The 20,030-nt window shown below is 68.5% G+C and carries 14 protein-coding genes; 2 read left to right on the forward strand and 12 right to left on the reverse strand.

Annotated features, from left to right (window positions below; all coding sequences use genetic code 11):
- Positions 1 to 45: 45 nt before the first annotated feature.
- The 5 genes from P0Y52_14485 to P0Y52_14505 form a co-directional block, all read right to left on the reverse strand.
- Entirely contained in the window at positions 46 to 2,013 is a 1,968-nt protein-coding gene (locus P0Y52_14485) for a potassium transporter Kup (GenBank protein ID WEK57731.1), read from the reverse strand.
- 73 nt (positions 2,014 to 2,086) lie between these two features.
- Complete coding sequence (locus tag P0Y52_14490; GenBank protein WEK57732.1) at positions 2,087 to 2,839, reverse strand: DUF1223 domain-containing protein; 753 nt, start codon at positions 2,837 to 2,839, stop codon at positions 2,087 to 2,089.
- Positions 2,840 to 3,027: 188 nt separating this feature from the next.
- Entirely contained in the window at positions 3,028 to 5,235 is a 2,208-nt protein-coding gene (locus P0Y52_14495) for a prolyl oligopeptidase family serine peptidase (GenBank protein WEK57733.1), read from the reverse strand.
- A gap of 175 nt (positions 5,236 to 5,410) precedes the next feature.
- Complete coding sequence (locus P0Y52_14500; protein WEK57734.1) at positions 5,411 to 7,576, reverse strand: prolyl oligopeptidase family serine peptidase; 2,166 nt, start codon at positions 7,574 to 7,576, stop codon at positions 5,411 to 5,413.
- A gap of 113 nt (positions 7,577 to 7,689) precedes the next feature.
- Positions 7,690 to 8,493 carry an ion channel gene (locus P0Y52_14505; GenBank protein WEK57735.1) on the reverse strand — a complete coding sequence of 268 codons (804 nt, stop codon included), beginning with the start codon at positions 8,491 to 8,493 and terminating at the stop codon, positions 7,690 to 7,692.
- A 49-nt stretch (positions 8,494 to 8,542) separates the two neighbouring features.
- Here P0Y52_14505 and dapF point away from each other — a divergent pair, with 49 nt between their 5' ends.
- Both dapF and P0Y52_14515 read left to right on the forward strand, forming a co-directional pair.
- Entirely contained in the window at positions 8,543 to 9,388 is an 846-nt protein-coding gene (gene dapF, locus P0Y52_14510; protein ID WEK57736.1) for a diaminopimelate epimerase, read from the forward strand.
- Positions 9,389 to 9,475: 87 nt separating this feature from the next.
- Complete coding sequence (locus tag P0Y52_14515; protein ID WEK57737.1) at positions 9,476 to 11,755, forward strand: NADP-dependent malic enzyme; 2,280 nt, start codon at positions 9,476 to 9,478, stop codon at positions 11,753 to 11,755.
- A gap of 18 nt (positions 11,756 to 11,773) precedes the next feature.
- Here P0Y52_14515 and P0Y52_14520 read toward each other — a convergent pair whose 3' ends face one another.
- From P0Y52_14520 to rsmI, 7 genes are all read right to left on the reverse strand, one after another.
- Entirely contained in the window at positions 11,774 to 13,513 is a 1,740-nt protein-coding gene (locus tag P0Y52_14520) for an MFS transporter (protein ID WEK57738.1), read from the reverse strand.
- Positions 13,514 to 13,556: 43 nt separating this feature from the next.
- Positions 13,557 to 15,092, reverse strand: a complete 1,536-nt coding sequence (locus tag P0Y52_14525) for a response regulator (GenBank protein WEK57739.1) — start codon at positions 15,090 to 15,092, stop codon at positions 13,557 to 13,559.
- 47 nt (positions 15,093 to 15,139) lie between these two features.
- Positions 15,140 to 16,726: a YifB family Mg chelatase-like AAA ATPase gene (locus tag P0Y52_14530; protein WEK57740.1), complete on the reverse strand. Its 1,587-nt coding sequence runs from the start codon at positions 16,724 to 16,726 to the stop codon at positions 15,140 to 15,142.
- A gap of 81 nt (positions 16,727 to 16,807) precedes the next feature.
- Positions 16,808 to 17,758 (reverse strand): glutathione synthase, encoded by a 951-nt coding sequence (gene gshB / locus P0Y52_14535; GenBank protein ID WEK57741.1) that lies wholly within the window; start codon positions 17,756 to 17,758, stop codon positions 16,808 to 16,810.
- Between the two features lie 155 nt (positions 17,759 to 17,913).
- Positions 17,914 to 18,726 carry a transglutaminase family protein gene (locus P0Y52_14540; GenBank protein ID WEK57742.1) on the reverse strand — a complete coding sequence of 271 codons (813 nt, stop codon included), beginning with the start codon at positions 18,724 to 18,726 and terminating at the stop codon, positions 17,914 to 17,916.
- Positions 18,723 to 19,151: a YraN family protein gene (locus P0Y52_14545; GenBank protein WEK57743.1), complete on the reverse strand. Its 429-nt coding sequence runs from the start codon at positions 19,149 to 19,151 to the stop codon at positions 18,723 to 18,725. The genes P0Y52_14540 and P0Y52_14545 overlap by 4 nt, the downstream gene beginning before the upstream one ends.
- A complete protein-coding gene (gene rsmI, locus P0Y52_14550) occupies positions 19,148 to 20,020 on the reverse strand; it encodes a 16S rRNA (cytidine(1402)-2'-O)-methyltransferase (GenBank protein ID WEK57744.1) in 873 nt (290 codons plus the stop codon). Before rsmI ends, P0Y52_14545 begins: the two co-directional genes overlap by 4 nt.
- Positions 20,021 to 20,030 lie beyond the last annotated feature (10 nt).

Below are 20,030 nucleotides of genomic sequence, written 5' to 3' on the forward strand. Positions count from 1 at the left end.
GACGGCCGCGCGCGGCCGAGCTTTTCCCCTTGGGGGTTCCACCACTCATACGGATACCTGCGTGCCCAGCTCGACCACGCGGCCGGGCGGAATATGGAAGAAGTCAGTCGGATTGGCGGCGTTGCGCATCAGGAAGATGAACAGCTTGTCCTGCCACAGCGGCATGCCCTGACGGGCCGAGGCGACCACGGAACGACGACCGAGGAAGAAGCTGGTCGACATGATGTCGAACTTCAAACCTTGTTTGCGGCACAGGCCCAGGGCGCGCGGCACGTTCGGCGTCTCCATGAAGCCGTAGGTGATGGTCAGCCGCTTGAAGTCGTCGCTGATCGGCTCCATCGACACGCGCTGGTCGTCCGGCACGCGCGGCCGGTCGGCGGTGTGGACGGTCAGGATGACGTTCTTCTCGTGCAGCACCTTGTTGTGCTTGAGATTGTGCATCAGGGCGACCGGCGCGACCTCGGGGTCCGACGTCAGGAAGATGGCCGTGCCCGGCGCGCGGTGCGGCGGTCGGGCCTTCAGCATCTCGATCAGATCGCTGAGCGGCAGGCTGTCCTTGCGCGTCTTCTCGGTCAGAATCTGCGTGCCGCGCACCCAGGTCCACATGATCAGGACCAGACCGCCGCCCAGCACCAGAGGCATCCAGGCGCCGTCAGGAATCTTGAGCAGGTTGGAGGTCAGGAAGACGCCGTCGATGATCCCGAACGGGACCAGGGTGCCCAGCACCGCCCACATCGGCCACTTCCACTTCTTGGTCACCACCGACCAGGACATCAGGGTGTTGACCAGCATGGTGCCGGTGACGGCCACGCCATAGGCCGCCGTCAGATTGTGCGACGACTGGAAGGTCAGCAGCAGGAAGAGCACCCCGACCATCAGCAGGCTGTTGACCGCCGGGACATAGATCTGGCCCGCCAGGGTCTCCGACGTGTTGCGGATGTCGATACGGGGGAGCAGGCCCAACTGGACCGCCTGCTGCGTCACCGAGAAGGCGCCGGTGATGACGGCCTGGCTGGCGATGACCGTGGCCGCCGTGGCCAGAACCAGCATGGGCCAATAGACCATCTGCGGGACCATGTTCCAGAAGGGGTTGTCCGCCGCCCCCGGATTGGCCAGCAGGAAAGCGCCCTGACCCAGATAGTTGAGCGTCAGACAGGGCAGGACCACGAACAGCCAGCCCTGACGGATCGGCGCCTTGCCGAAATGGCCCATGTCCGCATAGAGGGCCTCGGCCCCCGTGACGGCCAGGAAGACGCTGCCGAGGATGACGAAGCCGAGGAAGCCGTCCTTGAGCAGCAGCTCAATCCCATAGAGGGGCGACAGGGCGCGCAGGATGGTGATGTCGTCAAAGATATGGGTCAGGCCCAGGACGCCGAGGCTGAGGAACCAGACGGCGGTGATCGGACCGAAGAACCTGGCCAGACCGGCGGTGCCGCGCGACTGAACCAGAAACAGGGCGATCAGGATGCCCGCCGAAATCGGCAGGATGAAGGGGTCCAGTTCGCCGTTCAGGCCGGGCGCGTCCTTCAGACCCTCCACCGCCGACAGCACCGAAATGGCCGGGGTGATGACGCCGTCGCTGTAGAAGAGCGCCGCGCCGCAGACACCGAGGATGAATAGCCAGGCGCTGCGTCGGCCGACCGCGTGCTGGGCCAGGGCCATCAGCGACAGGGTGCCGCCCTCGCCCTTGTTGTCCGCCCGCATCAGGAACATGACGTATTTGAACGTCACGACGATCATCAGGGCCCAGAAGGCCAGAGAGACCACGCCGATGATGGCCAGTTCCCCGCCGACGCCCTTCTGGGCGTGGCCGATGGCCTCGCGCAGGGCGTAGATCGGGCTGGTGCCGATGTCGCCGAAGACCACGCCGATGGCGCCCAGAATCAGGGCGCGATGGGCCGCCTTGCCGTGCCCGACCCCATGATGGGGCGGAGACGGAATCTGGGCGTTCGCGGGTTCGGAAGCTTTTGCGGCGGACGTCGCAGCGTCGCCACGGGGCGTGTCCCCAGCCATGCATAACCTCCGGGTCGCGCGAAGGGCGCGCCCATCAAGAGCGGCGGGCCTTTAACCCCTTTCCGTCAGCGGTTCAATCGGCCCTCGGTTCCACCCGACGGGCGGCGGACAGAATCCGTCGGTCCGCCTTGGCCTGAACCAGGACTACGACGTTGTCTTCAGACGCGGAATCCGCAGGAAGGGCGAAGAGGACCGGCCGTCCGGTCCAGTCGCCGAGACGACGCACCTCGCGCACCACATTGACGTGGCGCACCGCCTGGCCGCGATTGTCGCCCTGACGCACCTCGACCGTCTGGAGGCCCGGCTGATAGACCACGGCCATGACCTCGGCCCCGCCGCGGGGCGGGCGGCCCGAGCCGATCCCGACCCGGTCGCCGGTCTCGCGGAACTCGATCTCGGGCGGCCAGAGGCGGGCGGCGGCCTCGGCGTCAATGGCGGCCTGAAGCTCCGGCGGTCGGGCGCCCGACAGATGACGGCGGCCGTCGATCACCACCTGAGGCGTCGAAACGTTCCTCAGTTTCAGCGCCTGACGATAGGCCTGCTGGCGCGCGGCGAACTCGGGCTTGGCGAAGGTGTCGGGCCAGCCCAGATAATCCCAGTAGCCGACGCCATAGGTCAGGGCGATGACCCCCGGCGTGTTCGCCACCGCCTCCAGGGTGCGGTTGGCGTCGGGACAACCGGAACAGCCCTGGGCGGTGAACAACTCGACCACCACCGGTTGGACCGGGGCGTCGCGCTCGCGCGGCGGGGCAGCGGCAGCGATCAGCAGGCCGACGCCTGCGACCGCCGCCGCGATCATCCCGGTCCTGATGCCCCGTGCCGTCATGCCGCGATCCTAGCCGTTCGATCCGTCCGCGCCGTTCATAAAACCGTGAAGGGGAAGAAGCCGCACATATTTCCCTGGCCTATCGCGCTTCGCGCTCCTTGAGGCCGCGGACCGTCATCCCGGCCGCAGCGAAGCGAAGAGCCGGTAGCGCCCAAGCGGCAAAGCCGCGTCCGGGATGACGAGGAGGCTCAGTCCATCAACTGCTGGCTGAGATAGACATAGTGGCGCGCCCAGCGGCGGGCGTTGGCGACCGGGTCGGCGTCGTTGGAGTGACCGCCGGCGGTGTCCTCATAATAGAGGTGGTCGTGGCCCTGATCGCCCAGGCGCGCCGCGAACTTGCGGGCGTGGCCGGGGTGGACGCGGTCGTCGCGCGTATTGGTGGTGATATAGACGCGCGGGTATTTCACCTCGGGCCGCAGCTGCTGATAGGCCGAATAGCGGGCGATGAACGCGGCGTCGCCCGGAATGCGCGGGTCGCCGTATTCGCCGATCCACGAGGCGCCGGCGGGCAGGTCCTGATAGCGCAGCATGTCGATCAGCGGGCTCTCGATCACCGCCGCGTTGAACAGCTCCGGGTGCTGGGTGATCGACACCGAGGTCAGGACCCCGCCGTTGGACCGCCCATAGATGCCCAGGTGACGCGGGCTGGTGATCTTGCGCTGCTCCAGATCGCGGGCCACGGCGGCGAAGTCGTCGAAGGCGCGCTGGCGGTTCTCGCGCAGGGCCGCCTGGTGCCAGCCGGGACCGAACTCGCCGCCGCCGCGGATATTGGCCTGGACGAAAACGCCGCCGTTCTCGAGCCAGAGCTTGCCCATCTCGGGCTTGTAGGCGGGCGGGAAGCTGGCCTGGAAGCCGCCGTAGCCGAACAGGATGGTCGGGCCGGTCCCGTCCATCGCCAGGTTCCTGGGCCGGGTGACGAAGTAGGGGATTTTCGTCCCATCGGCCGAGGTCGCCTCGAACTGCTCGACCACATGGGTCGAGGCGTCGAACTTGGCCGGGGCCGACTTCAGCTCGGTCAGGGCGCCGGTCGAGACCTCGGCCAGGCTGAGGGTCGGCGGCGTCAGGAAGCCCTGGGTCGAGACGAAGACCTGCCCCTTGGCCTTGGAGCTGTCGCCCAGACCCACGGCGCTGTTGGCGGGCACGGCCAGTTCGGTCACGGTCCAGCGATTCGCGCTCGGGGTGAAGCGTTTCAACGTGCCGACGACGTTGTCGGCGATCACGGCGACGATGCTGTCCGACAGGACGGTCACGTTCTGCAGCGACTGGCGCGCCGTCGGGGTGAAGACGGTCGCGCGAGCAGCCCCGATGGCGATCTCAAGTCGCTCCGGGCGCAGCACGCCGAGCGGCAGGGACAGCAGAGAACCCGCCGCATAGTCCTGACCGTCAAAGCTCCACGCCTGATCCGGCGAGAAGATGAGATTGCCGCTCATGACGCCTTCGACGGCGACGCGTTCCGGCAGGTTCAGCTTCTGCGGCTTGCCGTCCGCGCCGAGGGCCCAGATCTCCGAGCGGAAGGTGTCCAGCGGACGGCTGAACAGGACGGCCCCGACCGCACCGGCCTTGTCGCGGAAGACCATGGGCGAGACGCCGTAGCCGCCGTCGGACTGCTGGCCGCGATAGACCTCGGTCGCCTGGGCCAGCGGGTGGCCGCGCGTCAGGGATTTGACGATGAAGGGATAGCCCGACTCGGTCATCGTGCCGGGACCGAAGTCGGTGGCGATCAGCAGGGTGTCGCGGTCCAGCCAGGTCAGGCGGTGCTTGCCCTCGGGAATGACGAAGCCCCCCTGGGACGGCCCCACGAAGGTCTTGGTCGTCAGGTCGAACTCGCGAACCGTCACGGCGTCCTTGCCGCCGTCCGACAGGTTGATCAGGCAGCGGGTCTCGTCCGGCGCCAGGCAGTCGGCGCCCTTGAACACCCAGTCGCGGCCTTCGGATTTAGCGAGGGCGTCGATATCGAGCAGGGTCTCCCACTGGGGCTGGTTGCTGCGATAGCTGTCCAGCGTCGTACGGCGCCAGACCCCCTTCGGGTTGACCCCGTCCTGCCAGAAATTGCCCAGACCCTCGCCCAGGAAGCTGACGCCGGGGATGCGGTCGGTGGCCGTCAGGATGGCCTCGGCCTGCTGACGGAAGGCCTCGTAGCGGCGGTCGCCGGTCAGGGCCGACAGGGACCTGGCGTTCTCGGCGGCGACGAAGGCCCTGGCCTCGGCCCCGTCCACTTCTTCCAGCGCCAGATGATCGTCGGCGGCCTTGACCCCCTCGGGCGTCAGATCGCCCGGGAAATGCGGCGGCGGATTGGTCGCGGCGGCGGCGACCGGGTCGGCAGGGGCCTGGGCCAGGGCCGGACCGGCGGCGAGGATCAGCACCGGCAGGGCGGCGGTGAGGAACAGGGCCTTCATGAAGATAAACTCCGCTTTCGAAATCCTCCCTTGCGTCAGCGGGGGAGGGGGACCGCCGTCAGGCGGTGGAGGGGGCGGAACCAGCCTCGGCGTTCGGGGCTCGCCCCCTCCACCACTTCGTGGTCCCCCTCCCCCGTTCGCCAAGGCTCACAGGGGAGGATTCAGAGGACGCCGTCTACTGCTGCGCCGGTTCGTCCATCAGGCGGCGCGTCAGATAGGTGTATTCCAGCGCGATGCGGCGGGCCGTTTCGCGCAGGTTGGCGCCGGCGGCGTGGCCGCCGTCGGTGTTTTCATAGAAGAGGACCGGGTAGCCCAGTTCCTCCAGACGCGCCGCCGCCTTGCGGGCGTGGCCCGGATGGACACGGTCGTCCTTGGTCGAGGTGTGGATGAAGACCTCGGGGTAGGGCTGGCCCGCCGCCAGCTTCTGATAGGGCGAGTATTCCTCGATCCAGGCGCGCTGTTCGGGGATGTCCGGGTTGCCGTATTCGCCGATCCACGAGGCGCCGGCCAAGAGCTTGTGGAAGCGCAGCATGTCGAACAGCGGCACCTGGATGACCGCCGCGTTGATCAGGTCCGGGCGCTGGGTCAGCATGGCCCCCATGAAGAGGCCGCCCTGAGAGCCTCCCATGATCCCGAGGTGAGGCTGGCTGGTGATGTTGCGCGCGATCAGGTCCAGAGCGACGGCCTGGAAGTCCTCGTGGGCGCGCTGGCGGTTTTCCTGCTGGGCCGCCTGGTGCCATTTCGGACCGAACTCGCCGCCGCCGCGCGTATTGGCGATGACATAGACGCCGCCGCGCTCCAGCCACAGCTTGCCGACGGTGGCCGAGTAGCCGGGCAGCAACGACGACTGGAAGCCGCCATAGCCGTAGAGCAGGGTCGGGTTCGACCCGTCCATCGCCATGGCGTCCTTGTGGACGACGAAATAGGGAATCATCGTGCCGTCGGCCGAGCGGGCCTCGAACTGATCCACACGCATGCCGGCGGCGTCGAACTTGGCGGGCAGAGCCTTGGTCAGATCGACCGCGCCGGTGGCGGCGTCGGCCAGGTAGAGGCTGGACGGGTTCAGGTAGCCGGTGACGCTGACAAAGATCTTGTCGTCCTGCTCCGAGGCCGAGCCGACGCCGACCGAGACGTTCTGCGGCAGGTCCAGACGGGTGCGGCTCCAGTCCGCCGGGTCATAGACATAGACCGAGCCGCGCACGTTTTCATAAAGGGCGACCACCAGCTTGTTGCGGGTGGCGCTGACGCCCTCGACGGCCTCGCGCTCGCCCGGACGGATAACCAGTTGCGCCGGGGTCTTGGGATCGGCCAGCCAGGCCTGCAGCGGCCAGGCGATGACGTCGCCGGTCTTGAATTCCTGACCCGAGGGCGCGGTCCAGTCCTGATCCGTCGTCACCACCAGCTGACCGGCGACCAGGGCGTTGATATTGCCCTTCAGCGGCAGGGCCAGCTGGGTCGTCGTGCCGTCGGCGTTCAGGCGCCAGGTTTCGCTCTCATAGAAGTTGATCCCCCGGTTCAGCAGCACGGCCTGCACCACGCCGTCGGCGTCGCGCAGGGTGTAGCCCGAGACCGAGACGTCGGTCTGCTGCCCGGCGAAGACCTCGACCGCCTGATCGACGGTCTGGCCGCGCTTCATCAGGCGCACGGTGCGCGGATAGCCCGAGTCCGTCAGCGAGCCCTCGCCGAAGTCGCGCGAGATCAGCAGCGAATCCTTGTCGATCCAGTCGGCGCCGCCCTTGGATTCCGGCAGGTTGATGCCGCCCTCGACAAAGGTCTTCGTGACGCTGTCGAACTCGCGGATCGTCACGGCGTCCTTGCCGCCGTCCGACAGGGACAGCAGGCAATAGCGTTCCTCGGGGGCCAGGCAGGTCGCGCCCTTGTAGACCCAGTTCTTGCCCTCGGCCGCCGACAGGGCGTCGACGTCGAGGATGGTCTCCCAGGTCGGGGTCTCGGTGCGATAGGAGTCCAGCGTCGTGCGGCGCCAGATGCCGCGCACGTGCTCGGCGTCCTGCCAGAAGTTGTCGATGTGGCCGTCGTGCGTGAAGCCGGGCGAGGGGATGCGGTCAGCCGACTGGACCAGGTCCAGAGCCTGCTGATGCAGGGTGTCGTAGCGCGGATCGCCTTGCAGCGTCCCCAGCGAGGTCGCGTTGTGGGCCTTGACCCAGTCCATGGCGCGCGCGCCCTCGACCTCTTCCAGCCAGAGATAGGGGTCGGTCGCGTCGCTGGTAGCGAAACTGGGCGCGGACGAGGCGGCGGGGGTATCGGTCGAATGGGCCATGGCGACGGGTGCGGCTCCAGCGGCGAGAAGAAGGGCGGCGGCGGACGCCAGGGTGCGGATCATTGTTTCAGGCCCCAAAAAATTTGACGGCACCTTGGCGAGACAGGACGGCGGCGGCAAGCGGCGGAAATCTTACAAGCCTGTCATCTTTGGTCGCAGGGCGGCCAGTCGCGCGATCAGGCGCCGTCGTCTGGAATGCAGAGGATCTGACCGCAGGCCTTGCAGTGGACGGCGTCGGGATCATGCTTCTGCAATCCGCAGGTCGGGCAGGGGAACTTGACCTTGTGCGGTCGGATCAGGGTCTGGGCCAGGCGGATGAACAGGGTGATGCCCACCAGCATGACGACGATGGAGATGACCCGCCCCCAGTTGCCTGGCAAGGTGATGTCGCCGAACCCGGTCGTGGTCAGGGTCGCCACCGTGAAATAAAGGGCGTCCAGATAGCCGTTGATGTGCTCGGCCCTGCCCCGGAAGGCGGCGTAGACAAAGCCGGTCACAACGAAGACGAAGGTGACAAGCGCGGCCAGGGCCCGGGTGATCTCCTCGACCCGGGTGTCGTCGAACCGGCGGCCAATGGTGCGCCAGAAGAAGTCCGAGTTGAGCAGGGTCCACAGCCGCAGCATCCGCAGGAAGCCGAAATTGGCCAGCAAGGTCGGAAACAGCAGGGTGGCCAGGACGAACAGGTCGACCCAGACGATGGGGCGCTTCAACCAGTCCCTGATGTCGGAATAGGCGTAGGCCCGCGCCATCAGGTCCAGACCGAGCACGCCGGCGATCAGATAGTCGAGCACGTAGAAGGCCCAGCCCGCCTCCTTCAGGATCGGGGCGGCCAGGAAGAAGCCGATGATGGCCACGTCGATGATGATGACCGTCAGACGGAACTTCACCGCCTTGGGCTGGCTGCCGTGGTAGAGATAACGCAGCCGCGCCCGCAACCGCAGGCGGCCATGGTCCTGAATGTCAACCGGTTCGTGCGCCATCGCCGCCAGCGATACATGAACCGGCGAAAAATCCTATATGAAGGCGGACATGACCCAGGCTGCTCGCCCCTATATCCGCATGAACGGCGCCGGAAACGCCTTCATCGTCGTCCAAGCCTTCGAGGAAGGCTTCCACCCGAGCGAGGCCGAGGTGCGCGCCCTGGCCGCCCCGGCGGCGGGTCTGGGCGGCTTCGATCAGTTGATCGGGGTCGAGCCGTCGGAAACGGCGGACGCCTTCATGCGGGTTTGGAACGCCGACGGCTCGATGGTCGAGACCTGCGGCAACGCCCTGCGCTGCGTCGGCTGGCTGCTGCTGGAGGCGACCGGCAAGGAAGAAGTGGTCATCGACACCTTGGGCGGGCCGACGACGGCGCGGCGAGCTGGAGATCATCAGGTGACGGTGGATATGGGCCAACCTCGCCTCGACTGGACCCAGGTGCCGCTGGCCGAGGAGATGGACACGCGCGGCATCGAACTGCAGGTCGGGCCGATCGACGCCCCCCTGCTGCACACGCCGGGCGCCGTCTCGATGGGCAATCCCCACGTCGTCTTCTTCACCGACCGGCAGGACGACGCCTTCGTGCGCGGCTCGGGCTCGCTGATCGAGCATCACCCGCTGTTTCCCGAGGGGGTCAATGTCGGCTTCGCCAAGGTCATCGACCGCGACCATATCCGGCTGCGCGTGTGGGAGCGCGGCGCGGGCCTGACCCTGGCCTGCGGCACCGGCGCCTGCGCGGCCCTGGTGGCCACAGCGCGGCGCGGCCTGACCGATCGCCGGGCCGCCGTGACCGTCGATGGCGGCGAACTGGTCATCGACTGGGACGAAGCCACGGACCATGTCTTCATGACCGGCCCGGTCGAGGTCGAGCGCACCGGGCTCTTGCCACAAGCCTAGCCAATCTGCCCTGACGTAGCGTCAGCGGTTGTCCCCAGCGGTCCCGCGATCTAGGAACAGAAGGCGCCTGCCCTTCCCGAGATCGAAATGCCCGAATTGACCGATAAACAGACCTTCTCCGACGACGACGCTCTGGAGTTCCACAGCGATCCGATCCCGGGCAAGATCTCCATGGCCCCGACCAAGCCGATGGCGACCCAGCGTGATCTGTCGCTGGCCTATTCGCCGGGCGTGGCCGTGCCGGTCCTGGCGATCGCCGCCGATGCGGACAAGGCCTACGACTATACCGCCAAGGGCAACCTGGTCGCCGTCATCTCGAACGGCACGGCCATCCTGGGCCTCGGCAACCTCGGTCACATGGCGTCCAAGCCGGTGATGGAGGGCAAGTCGGTCCTGTTCAAACGCTTCGCCGACGTCGACAGCTTCGACGTCGAAGTGAAGACCACCGACCCGGACGAGTTCGTCACCGTCGTCAAGAACATCGGCGACACCTGGGGCGGCATCAACCTGGAGGACATCAAGTCCCCGGAATGCTTCGAGATCGAAGCCCAACTTCAGGACCTGCTGGACATCCCCGTCTTCCATGACGACCAGCACGGCACGGCCATCATCTCGACCGCCGGCCTGATCAACGCGGCCCATATCGTTGGCAAGAAGCTGGAAGACCTCAAGGTGGTCCTGTCGGGCGCCGGCGCTGCGGGCCTGTCGTCCATCGCCCTGATGAAGGCCGCCGGCGTCAAGGCCGAGAACACCGTCATCTGCGACCGTCAGGGCGTGATCTACAAGGGCCGCGACAACGTCTCGCAGTGGCAGGCGGCGCACGCCACCGACACCCCCCTGCGCACCCTGGCCGAGGCCATGGTCGGCGCCGACGTGGTGCTGGGCCTGTCCGCCAAGGGCGCGATCAGCAAGGACATGGTCGCCTCCATGGCGCCCAATCCGATCATCTTCGCCATGGCCAACCCCGACCCGGAAATCACCCCGGAAGACGTCAAGTCGGTGCGCTCGGACGCCATCATCGCCACCGGCCGCTCGGACTATGTCAACCAGGTCAACAACGTCCTGGCCTTCCCCTACCTGTTCCGTGGCGCGCTGGACGTGCGGGCGCGCCAGATCAACCACGAGATGAAGATCGCCTGCGCCCACGCCCTGGCGGCGCTGGCCCGTGAGGATGTGCCGGATGAAGTCGCCGCCGCCTATCGCGGCCGCAAACTGAAGTTCGGCCCGGAATACATCATCCCGACCCCGTTCGACCCGCGCCTGATCTGGTACATCCCGCCCTTCATCGCCCAGACGGCGATGGACACCGGCGTGGCGCGCAAGCCCATCGCCGACATGGACGCCTATCGCATCTCGCTGAAGCAGCGGGTCGATCCGTCCGCCGCCCTGATGCAGAAGATCTCCTCGGCCGTGCGCTCGGGGCCGCAGCAACGCGTGGTCTTCGCCGAGGGTGAGGAGCAATCCGTGATCCGCGCCGCCTGGGCCTTCAAGCAGGCCGAGCTGGGCACGCCCATCCTGGTCGGTCGCGAGGACCTGATCCGTCAGAACGCCGCCGAAGCGGGGCTGAACTTCGACGAGTTGGGCATCGAGATCGTCAACGCCCGCACCTCGGGCCGCAATGTCGAATACACCGACTGGCTGTATGAGCGCCTGAACCGTCGGGGCTACCTGCGCCGCGACGTGCAGCGCATGATCAATCAGGACCGCAACTACTTCGGCGCCACCATGGTCGCGCGCGGTCAGGCCGACTGCATGGTCACCGGCGTGACCCGCAACTTCAACATGGCCCTGAAGGAGGTTCGTCGCGTCCTGGACGTCACGGACCGCATGATCGGCCTGTCGATCCTGCTGGCCAAGGGCCGCACCCTGTTCGTGGCTGACACCTCGATCCACGAACTGCCCAACGCCGCCGAACTGGCCGAGATCGCCATCAAGGCCGCTGCTACGGTCAAGAAGCTGGGCCGCAAGCCGCGCGTGGCCTTCCTCAGCTACTCGACCTTCGGCGATCCCCCTGGTGATCGCGGCGAGAAGGTCCGCGAGGCGATCCGCATTCTGGACGGCATGGACATCGACTTCGAATACGAAGGCGAAATGCCGCCCGAGCTGGCGCTGAACCCCGAAGCCCGCGCCAACTATCCCTTCATGCGCCTGACGGGCGACGCCAACGTCCTGGTCATGCCGGCCATCCATTCGGCGGCCATCTCGACCCGTCTGGTGCAGTCGCTGGGCGGCGCCACCGTGATCGGCCCGCTGCTGGTCGGTCTGGAGAAGTCGGTGCAGATCGTGCCCCTGGGCGCCTCGGTCAACGAGATCATGACCGCCGCCACCTTCGCCGCCTACGCCGAGGGCGCGTCGGTCGAAGACTGACCGACGCAGCTAGTTGATCTACTCGGATGGGGCGGCTTCGGCCGCCCCATCTTCGTTTCTGGCCTGAAGCGCCGTCTGCTTGGCGGCGACGATGAAGGCCAGGATGATGGCGAAGACGCCGATCACCGTCGAATAAAGAAAGAAGACAATATAGCCCGCCCCCAGCGCCGCCGGAGTGACGCCGCTAGTCGCCGCGCCTTGCACCAGGGAGCCTGCGGGCAGGCGCGCGAACAGGGCCTTGAGCGGAGCGAAGACGCCGCCGACCTCCGCCGCCCTCGCCGAGGCCTCGACGATCCGCCCCGACTGCGAGGCGATCAGCTTGCCGGGCAGGGCGTAGAGCGAACTGAACAGGGCGTACTGGGTGGCGGTGAAGCCGATGCTGGTCAGGCTGGACATATAGGCGATCAGGGCCGTGCCGGCGTAGCCGGTGGCCAGGTTGTCGACGCCGATGGCGATGAAGAGGGCCTGAAGATCCGGTCCCTGGGTCGCCAGCCAGGCGAAGACCAGGTTGGAGACCGGGCTCATGAAGGCGCCGATGACCATGGTGCGGATCAGGCCCAGACGGGCCACGGACCAGCCGCCGACAAAGACGCCGACCGTGGTGGCGATGACGCCGAAGACCTTGCGCACCTCCGCCAGCTCGGTCTTGGTGAACCCCAGATCCAGGTAGAAGGGGTTCATGATGTTGAGCACGAAATCGGCCAGCCGATAGACGCAGATCAGCGCCAGGATCAGCGTCGCCACCCCGGCGAAGCGGGTGTAGAAATCCTTCAGCGGCTCGCCGAACGATCCGGCCAGATAGGCGCCGGGACGCGTCCGCACCCTGGGGATGGGCCAGCAGGCCAGAACCAGCAGGCCCAGGCCGCCAAACACCGACACCACCTGCAGATAGACGCCTTCCGGTTTGGCGGCCCAGGCGTCGCTGATCGCCATCTGGGCCTCGGGCGACAGTCCGAACAGGCCGAGCAGGCCGTTGAGCGGTCCGGCCTGACCGCTGAGGCCCGATCCCATGATCAGGGCCGCGACGCCGATGATCGCCAGCCGGGCGATCCACTCGACGATCTCCAGCCGGGGCCGCGACGGCACGTCGGCGACCGGGATCGGGCGGATGGCATGGGCCTTCTCGCGCGGGGCGAACAGGACACCGATGACGCCGAAGGCCATCAGCCCGGCCATGACGGCGTAGGACAGGTTCCAGTTGTAGAGGTCGGCCAGGACCAGAGGCACGGCGCCGGCGACGATCTGGGCGACGCGGTAACCCATCTGATAGGCGGCGGCCATGGCCCCGTGGCGGCTGTCGTCGGCCGCCTCGATTCGCCAGGCGTCGATAACGATGTCCTGGGTCGCGCCGAAGAAGCCGACCAGCACCGCAAAGGCGGCGACCTGCATCAACGATGTCGCCGGGTTCAGGCCGGAAATCGACCATAGGCCGAAGATGACCACGGCCTGCGTCACCAGCATCCAGGACCGCCGATGACCGAGGTATCTGGTCAGGACTGGAATCTTCGTCCGATCGATCAGCGGCGCCCAGACGAATTTCAGCGAATAGGAGATGGTGGCCAGGGCGAAGAAGCCGATCACCGACAGCGACAGGCCGCTCTCGCGCAGCCAGGCCGAAAGGGTATCGAAAATCAGCAGGTTGGGCAGACCCGCCGAAAAGCCGAGCAGCAGCATGACGAAGACGCGCCGTTCGCCATAGACGGCGAGACCAGCCAGCCCTTTTGCAGGCGCGGCGGCGGGCGTCTTCGTGTCGGTCATGCGGCTCTCCGGCGGGACGCCGCCGGAAAACGGGCGGTCGTGATTACTGAGCGCCGACCTTGGCGCGGTTGCCGACGTTCGTCCAGCGGGTCAGGGCGGCGCGCAGGGCGTCGGCCTCCAGCGGCTTGGTCAGATGGTCGTTCATCCCCGCCTCCAGACAGGCGATGCGGTCCTCGGCGAAGGCGTTGGCGGTCAGGGCCACGATGGGGGTGCGCTCGCCGCGCGCCCGCAAGGCGCGCACCGCGGCGGGACCGTCCATGCGCGGCATCCGCATATCCATGAAGATCAGGTCGAAGCGGGCCTCCTTCAGCGTCAGCAGGGCCTCATGGCCGTCGGCGGCGGTCTGGACCACGCAACCCTCACGGCGCAGCAGGGTCCTGGCCAGCAGGGCGCCGACCGGATTGTCCTCGACCAGCAGGACGCGCAGCCCCTTGAAGGCCACGGGCGTGACGCGGTCGTCCTCCTGCGCCCGGCCGATGGCGACCGTCAGCCCCTTGCGGCGGCCGGCCGCGGCCAGCACCCGCTCGGCCAGGGAGGCGCGGCGCAGCGGCTTGATCAGATAGCCGTGGAAGCCCGCCGTCCGGTAGCGGTCGATCAGGTCGCGCTCGCTGGGCTTGAGCAGGATGATGGCCTCGCCCTGCGACGGCTTGACCATCAGGGCGCCGTCCTCGGCCATGGCGTGGTCGATCAGGGTGATGCCCGCCTGACGCGCGACGCGGCCACCCGAGGCCTCGATCTGGGCCGCGGCCGCCTGGCGCACGAAGGGGTCGGGCGTGCGCACCGCCACCACCACGCCGTCCAGCGGACGGGCGCGTGGCGCGGTCGTGGCGACGGGGAAGGGGGCTTCGAAGCGGAAACGGGCGCCGGGCCCGTCAGGCCTATCGCTCACGGCGACCGTGCCGCCCATGGCCTGGGCCAGACGTCGGACCACGGCCAGGCCCAGACCTGCGCCGTCGAACCGCGCGGCGTCGGAGGCGTCGGCGTGACCGAACTCATCGAAGATGCGGCCGCGGGCGTCCTCCGGCACCCCGGGGCCGGTGTCGTCGACAACAAAGGCCAGGCGGGGGCGCGCGGCGGTTCCGCCCGCGCGCTCGACCGTCAGGCGCACCCCGCCCCGGTCAGTGAATTTCACGGCGTTGCCGGCCAGATTGAACAGGACCTGACGCAGACGGCCCTCGTCGGCGATGACGTCGGGCGCGTCGGCGGCGACGGACCAGACGATCTCCAGCCCCTTGTCGTGGGCCTTGGGGCTGAGCAATTCGGCCACGCCGCGCGTCAGGCCTTCCAGATCGACGGGCGAGGCGTCGAACTCCAGCGCTCCGGCTTCCAACCGGGCGAAGTCCAGGAGGTCGTTGACCAGACCCAGCAGGTGTTCCGCCGACTTCTGCGCCGCCTCGGCATAGGCGCGCTGGGCCCCGTCCAGCTTGGTCCGCGACAAAAGGCCCAGCATGCCGATCACCCCGTTCAGGGGCGTGCGCATCTCATGGCTCATCAGCCGCAGGAACTGCTGTTCCGGCCCGTCCGACGATGCGGCGGCGGCGATCTCGGTCGATGCGTGCGTTCTGCGTGCCTGTCCCATGACGCCGATTGTAACGTCCAAGGGTTAAGCGTGGCCGAACGAGGACTTCAGAAGGCGGGCGTCTCGCCGCGATGCGCCGTCTGGCGGTCGAAATCGCCCTGGGCGCCGAGGGTCGTGCGGCGATACATCAGGGCCTCGGCCACGTGGCGGCGTAACACCCCGGTCGAGCCGTCCAGATCGGCGATGGTGCGCGCCAGCCTGAGCGTCCGCGTCCAGCCGCGCGCCGTCAGCCCTCCAGCCTCGCCCGCCCGCATCAGCAAGGCTCGGCCCGCGTCGTCGGGGGCGGCGAAGCGGTCCAGGGTCTCGCCCGAGGCGCGGGCGTTGACGCCCTGATCGCGCGCCTTTTCGGGATCGAAGCCCGCTGCGCGGACGCGCTCTTCCTGCTGGGCGCGGGCCGTCGCCACGCGGACGGCGGCCTCGGCTGTGCCCTCGGCGGGGGCCGGCAGGGCCATGTCGGCGGCGGTGACGGGCGGGGTCTCCACCGTCAGGTCGATGCGGTCGAACATCGGGCCGGAGATGCGGTTCTGATAGTCGCGCTGGCACCTCGGAGCCTTGCCGCAGGCGCCGCGTCCTGCCCCGCCCAGACCGCAGCGGCAGGGGTTCATCGCCGCCACCAGCTGGAACCGCGCCGGATAGCGGACATGGGCGTTGGCCCGCGCCACCACGATCTCGCCCGTCTCCAGCGGCTGACGCAGGCTGTCGAGCGCCTGGGCCGAGTATTCGGGCAGTTCGTCGAGAAACAAGACGCCGTTGTGGGCCAGGGACGCCTCGCCCGGCTTGGCCCGCAGGCCCCCGCCGGTCAGGGCGGCCATCGACGCCGAATGATGCGGCGAGCGGAAGGGCCGGTCGCGGGTCAGGGCGCCGCGCTGGATCAGACCGGCCACCGACCAGACCATGGAGGTCTCCAGCAGTTCCTGCGGCGTCAGCGGCGGCAGGAGGCCCGGCAGGCGCTGGGCCATCATCGACTTGCCCGAACCGGGCGGACCGATGAACAGCAGATTGTGGCCGCCCGCCGCCGCGATCTCCAGCGCCCGCTTGGCGCTCTCCTGACCCTTGACCTCGCGCAGGTCGGGGACCGCGCCGCCCGCCGTCACCGGGCCGGGGTCAGGCGCGCGCAGCACCTGCGTGCCCCGGAAGTGATTGATCAGCCCGATCAGGGAGCGCGGCGCCAGGATGGCCGTTTCCCCTGCCCAGGCGGCTTCGGGGCCATTGGCCTCAGGGCAGATCAGGCCCAGCCCCATGGCGCCCGCCGCCATCGCCGCGGGAAGCGTGCCGCCCACCGCCGCGATCTGACCATCCAGCCCCAGCTCCCCGACCGCCGCCCAGCCGTCGAGGGCGTCGGGCGCGATCACCCCCATCGAGGCCAGCAGGGCCAGGGCGATGGGCAGGTCGAAATGGCTGCCTTCCTTGGGCAGGTCGGCGGGCGCCAGGTTGGCGATGACCTTCTTGGGCGGCAGGGCCAGACCGATGCCCGCAAAGGCCCCGCGCACCCGCTCGCGGCTCTCGGCCACCGCCTTGTCCGGCAGGCCGACGATGGCGAAGGCCCCGGCAGGCGTCGCCACCTGCTGCACCTCGACATCGACCCGTCGCGCCTCGACCCCGTCGAAAGCGACCGTCACCACCCGCGCGACCATGACCTGCCTCCCGCTCTTCGCGAGAGAACAAATCACGAACTCACGCAGGCTGCAAGAGCGGCGTTATCTCATCGAAACGGCCTAGGCCGCCTCGGCCTTCTTGCGCTCGATCACGTCCCACATCAGGGCCGTCGCATCGACGCCGTTGAACTTCAGCATCTGCTGGGCCCCGGTGGGCGAGGTGACGTTGATCTCGGTCAGATAGTCGCCGATCACGTCGATGCCGACGAAGACCAGGCCGCGCTCCTTCAGGTAGGGGCCGATGGCGGCGCAGATTTCCAGATCGCGCGGGGTCAGCTCGACCGGCGCCGCCGTGCCGCCGACGCGCAGGTTGGAGCGCACCTGATCCTTGGCCGGGATGCGGTTGATGGCCCCGACCGGCGCGCCGTCGATCAGGATGATGCGCTTGTCGCCCTTGGACACCGCCGGAATGAACTTCTGGATCACCAGCGGGTCGCGCGACCCGGCGGCGTGGATCTCGATCAGGGCTTCCAGATTGGGATCGTCGCCCTTCAAGCGCACCACGCCCGAACCGGCGGCGCCGTGCAGGGGCTTCAGCACCACATCGCCGTGACGCTGATGGAAGTCGACCAGGGCCACCGGGTCCGACGACACCAGGGTCGGCGGCTGCAGGCCCGGGAAGAGGGTGGCGATCAATTTCTCGGGCGCCGAGCGCACCTCGGCCGGGTTGTTGACCACCAGGGTCCTGGGATGCACCCGCTCCAGCAGATAGGTGGCGGTGACATAGGCCATGTCGAAGGGCGGGTCCTGACGCATCAGGATGACGTCGACGTCCTCGGCCAGATCAAGGACCACCTCGGGGCCGAAGTCGGCGTGCTCGCCCTGGACCGTGTTCACCGTCACCGGGCGCGCCCGGCAGAACAGGCGGCCTTCGTCCAGGGCCAGGGAGCGGAAGTCGTAGATCCACAGCTTGTGGCCGCGCGCCTGACCGGACAGGGCCATCAGGAAGGTGGTGTCGGACTCGACGTTCACCGCCTCGAGCGGGTCCATCTGGATGGCGACTTTCAGCATGGGTAGTCCTTAGTAAGAGGCGCTATCGCTCGCGCCGCGGGCGCTCGCTGCTTGAGCTGGTTTTAGTGCGCTATGCTCGCGTCGCGGACGCTCGCGGCTTGAGCGCCGAAGCGCGCTGCTCCTACTTGAGGGCGCTGGATGCGCACCGCAAGGCTTCAGTTCAGGCGCATCCGCACCCGGTCCATGCTGGCGCGATGGGCGTCGGCGGGACCATCGACGGCGCGGGCGCGCGACAGGGCGTCCAGCGCCCCGGTCAGGGCCCCCTGCTTCTCGCGCGCGGCGGCGACATCGAGCCAGGGGCGGTGATCCTCGGGGTCCAGCAGGGCGCGGCGCAGGGCCGAACGCTCGGCGCCTTCATAGTCCTCGATCATCAGAGCGCGGGCAAACAGGACGTTCTGCAACCGGATCAGGGCCTTGCGATCGCTGACCGGGGCCATCAGCAGGTCCAGACGGTCGGCGACGTGCGGGGTCAGCCCGGCCAGCAGGGCGCGCCGCGTCAGCTCGCTGGGCAGGACCAGACGGCCCTGGCTGAAGGGGTCCAGCGCCACCGGCCCCTCTGGCGTCTCGACCCGCAGCAGGACGTGTCCGGGAAAGTCCACCGCCGCCGCCTTCAGCCCCGCCCGGCGCGCCGCGTCGAGATAGAAGACCACCAGGGCCGCCGACAGGCCGCGCCGCCGCTCGGCCACATCGATGACGTCGGTATTGCCGGGATGGTCGTAGTTCAGCAGGTCGCCGTTCAGCCGCAGGTCCGAGGCCATGGTCTCGGCCAGGGCGTCGTCGGGGCCTTCGTTGGCGGCGCGTTCCTTGACCCTCTGGGCGGCCTGATCGGCCAGCAGACGGACCGGCTCGGGGTCGCGGAAGGGATAGTCGTGGATGGCGCAGGCGATGGCGCATTCGAGCAGCGGAAAGCCGTCGTCCTCGGCGGTTCCCGCCTGGGCCAGAATGATCTCGGCGTCGTCGCGCGTCACGCGATGTCCGTTCCTGTGGTCGTCACCCCGCGAAGATGACGCGGAAATCGTCCAGGGGCCAGCGCCACCATATCAATCCGCAGGTTCAGCCCCTGCAAGGAGGGTCGGCTGCGGGCCACGGCCACCCCGGCGACGACCAGACGCCCGTGCTGTTCGGGCCCCAGGGCCAGGATCGCCGCCTCGATGGTGCGTCGCCGTTTGACTTCGACCACCGCCAGGGTGCGGCCCCGCCGGGCCAGGATGTCGATCTCGCCGCCGCGCCCCTTCAGGCGAAAGGCCAGGATCTGATAGCCCTTGAGCATCAGCCATAGGGCGGCGATCCATTCGGCGGCGTGGCCCTCGCGGTGCGACCGTCCTCCCAGCGCCTGACGCCAGCCCGATTTGGGCGGACGCGGCGACGAGGGCGGCCGCAGGCGGGGCTTCACCGGCCCTGCATTTCCAGCGCCCGCTTGTAGAGCGGCTTTCTGGGCAGGTTCAGCGCCTTGGACACCTCGGCGGCGGCCTCACCCGGCGGCAGGCGGGTCATGGCCTCGGCCAGGGCCGCGTCGGCGTCGGCGGCGCTGGCCACCTCGGCCTCGCCGGGGCCGATGACGACGACGATCTCGCCCTTGGGCGCGTCGCAGCGCGGGTCGGCGGCCAGTTCGGCCAGGGTGCCGCGCACCGCCTCCTCATAGAGCTTGGTCAGTTCGCGGGTCACGGCGGCGGGACGGTCGCCCAGCACCTCGGCCATGTCGGTCAGGCTGTCCTTCAGGCGCGGGCCGCTTTCGAAAAAGACCAGGGTCTGACGCCCGGTGCGCAGTTCCTCCAGCATGGTCTTTCGCGCCCCCGACTTGGGCGGCAGGAAGCCGGCGAACAGCACCCGATCAGCGGGCTGACCGGCCAAACACAGGGCGGCCAACAGGCTGGAGGCGCCGGGGATGGGATGGACCGGCAGGCCCTCGGCGATGGCCGCGCGGGCCACGACATAGCCCGGATCCGACACCAGGGGCGTGCCCGCGTCGGACACCAGGGCCACGACCTCGCCCGCCTTCAGCCGCTCGACGGCGATCTCGGCGGCGCGGGCCGAGGCATGGTCGTCGCAGCGTTCCAGCTTGGCGCGCAGGCCATAGGCGGTCAGCAGCTTGGCGGTGACGCGGGTGTCTTCGGCCAGAACCAGGTCGGCGGCGGCCAGGACGTCCAGCGCCCGCAGCGTCATGTCGCGCAAGTTGCCGATGGGCGTGGCCACCAGATAGAGGCCGGGCCCGACGGAGCGCGCGGGCGGGGCGGTCGGCGGGAAGAGGGAGGCGTCTGACATCGGCGGGACC

This window comes from Candidatus Brevundimonas phytovorans (assembly GCA_029203145.1).
Classification (GTDB): Bacteria; Pseudomonadota; Alphaproteobacteria; order Caulobacterales; family Caulobacteraceae; genus Brevundimonas; species Brevundimonas phytovorans.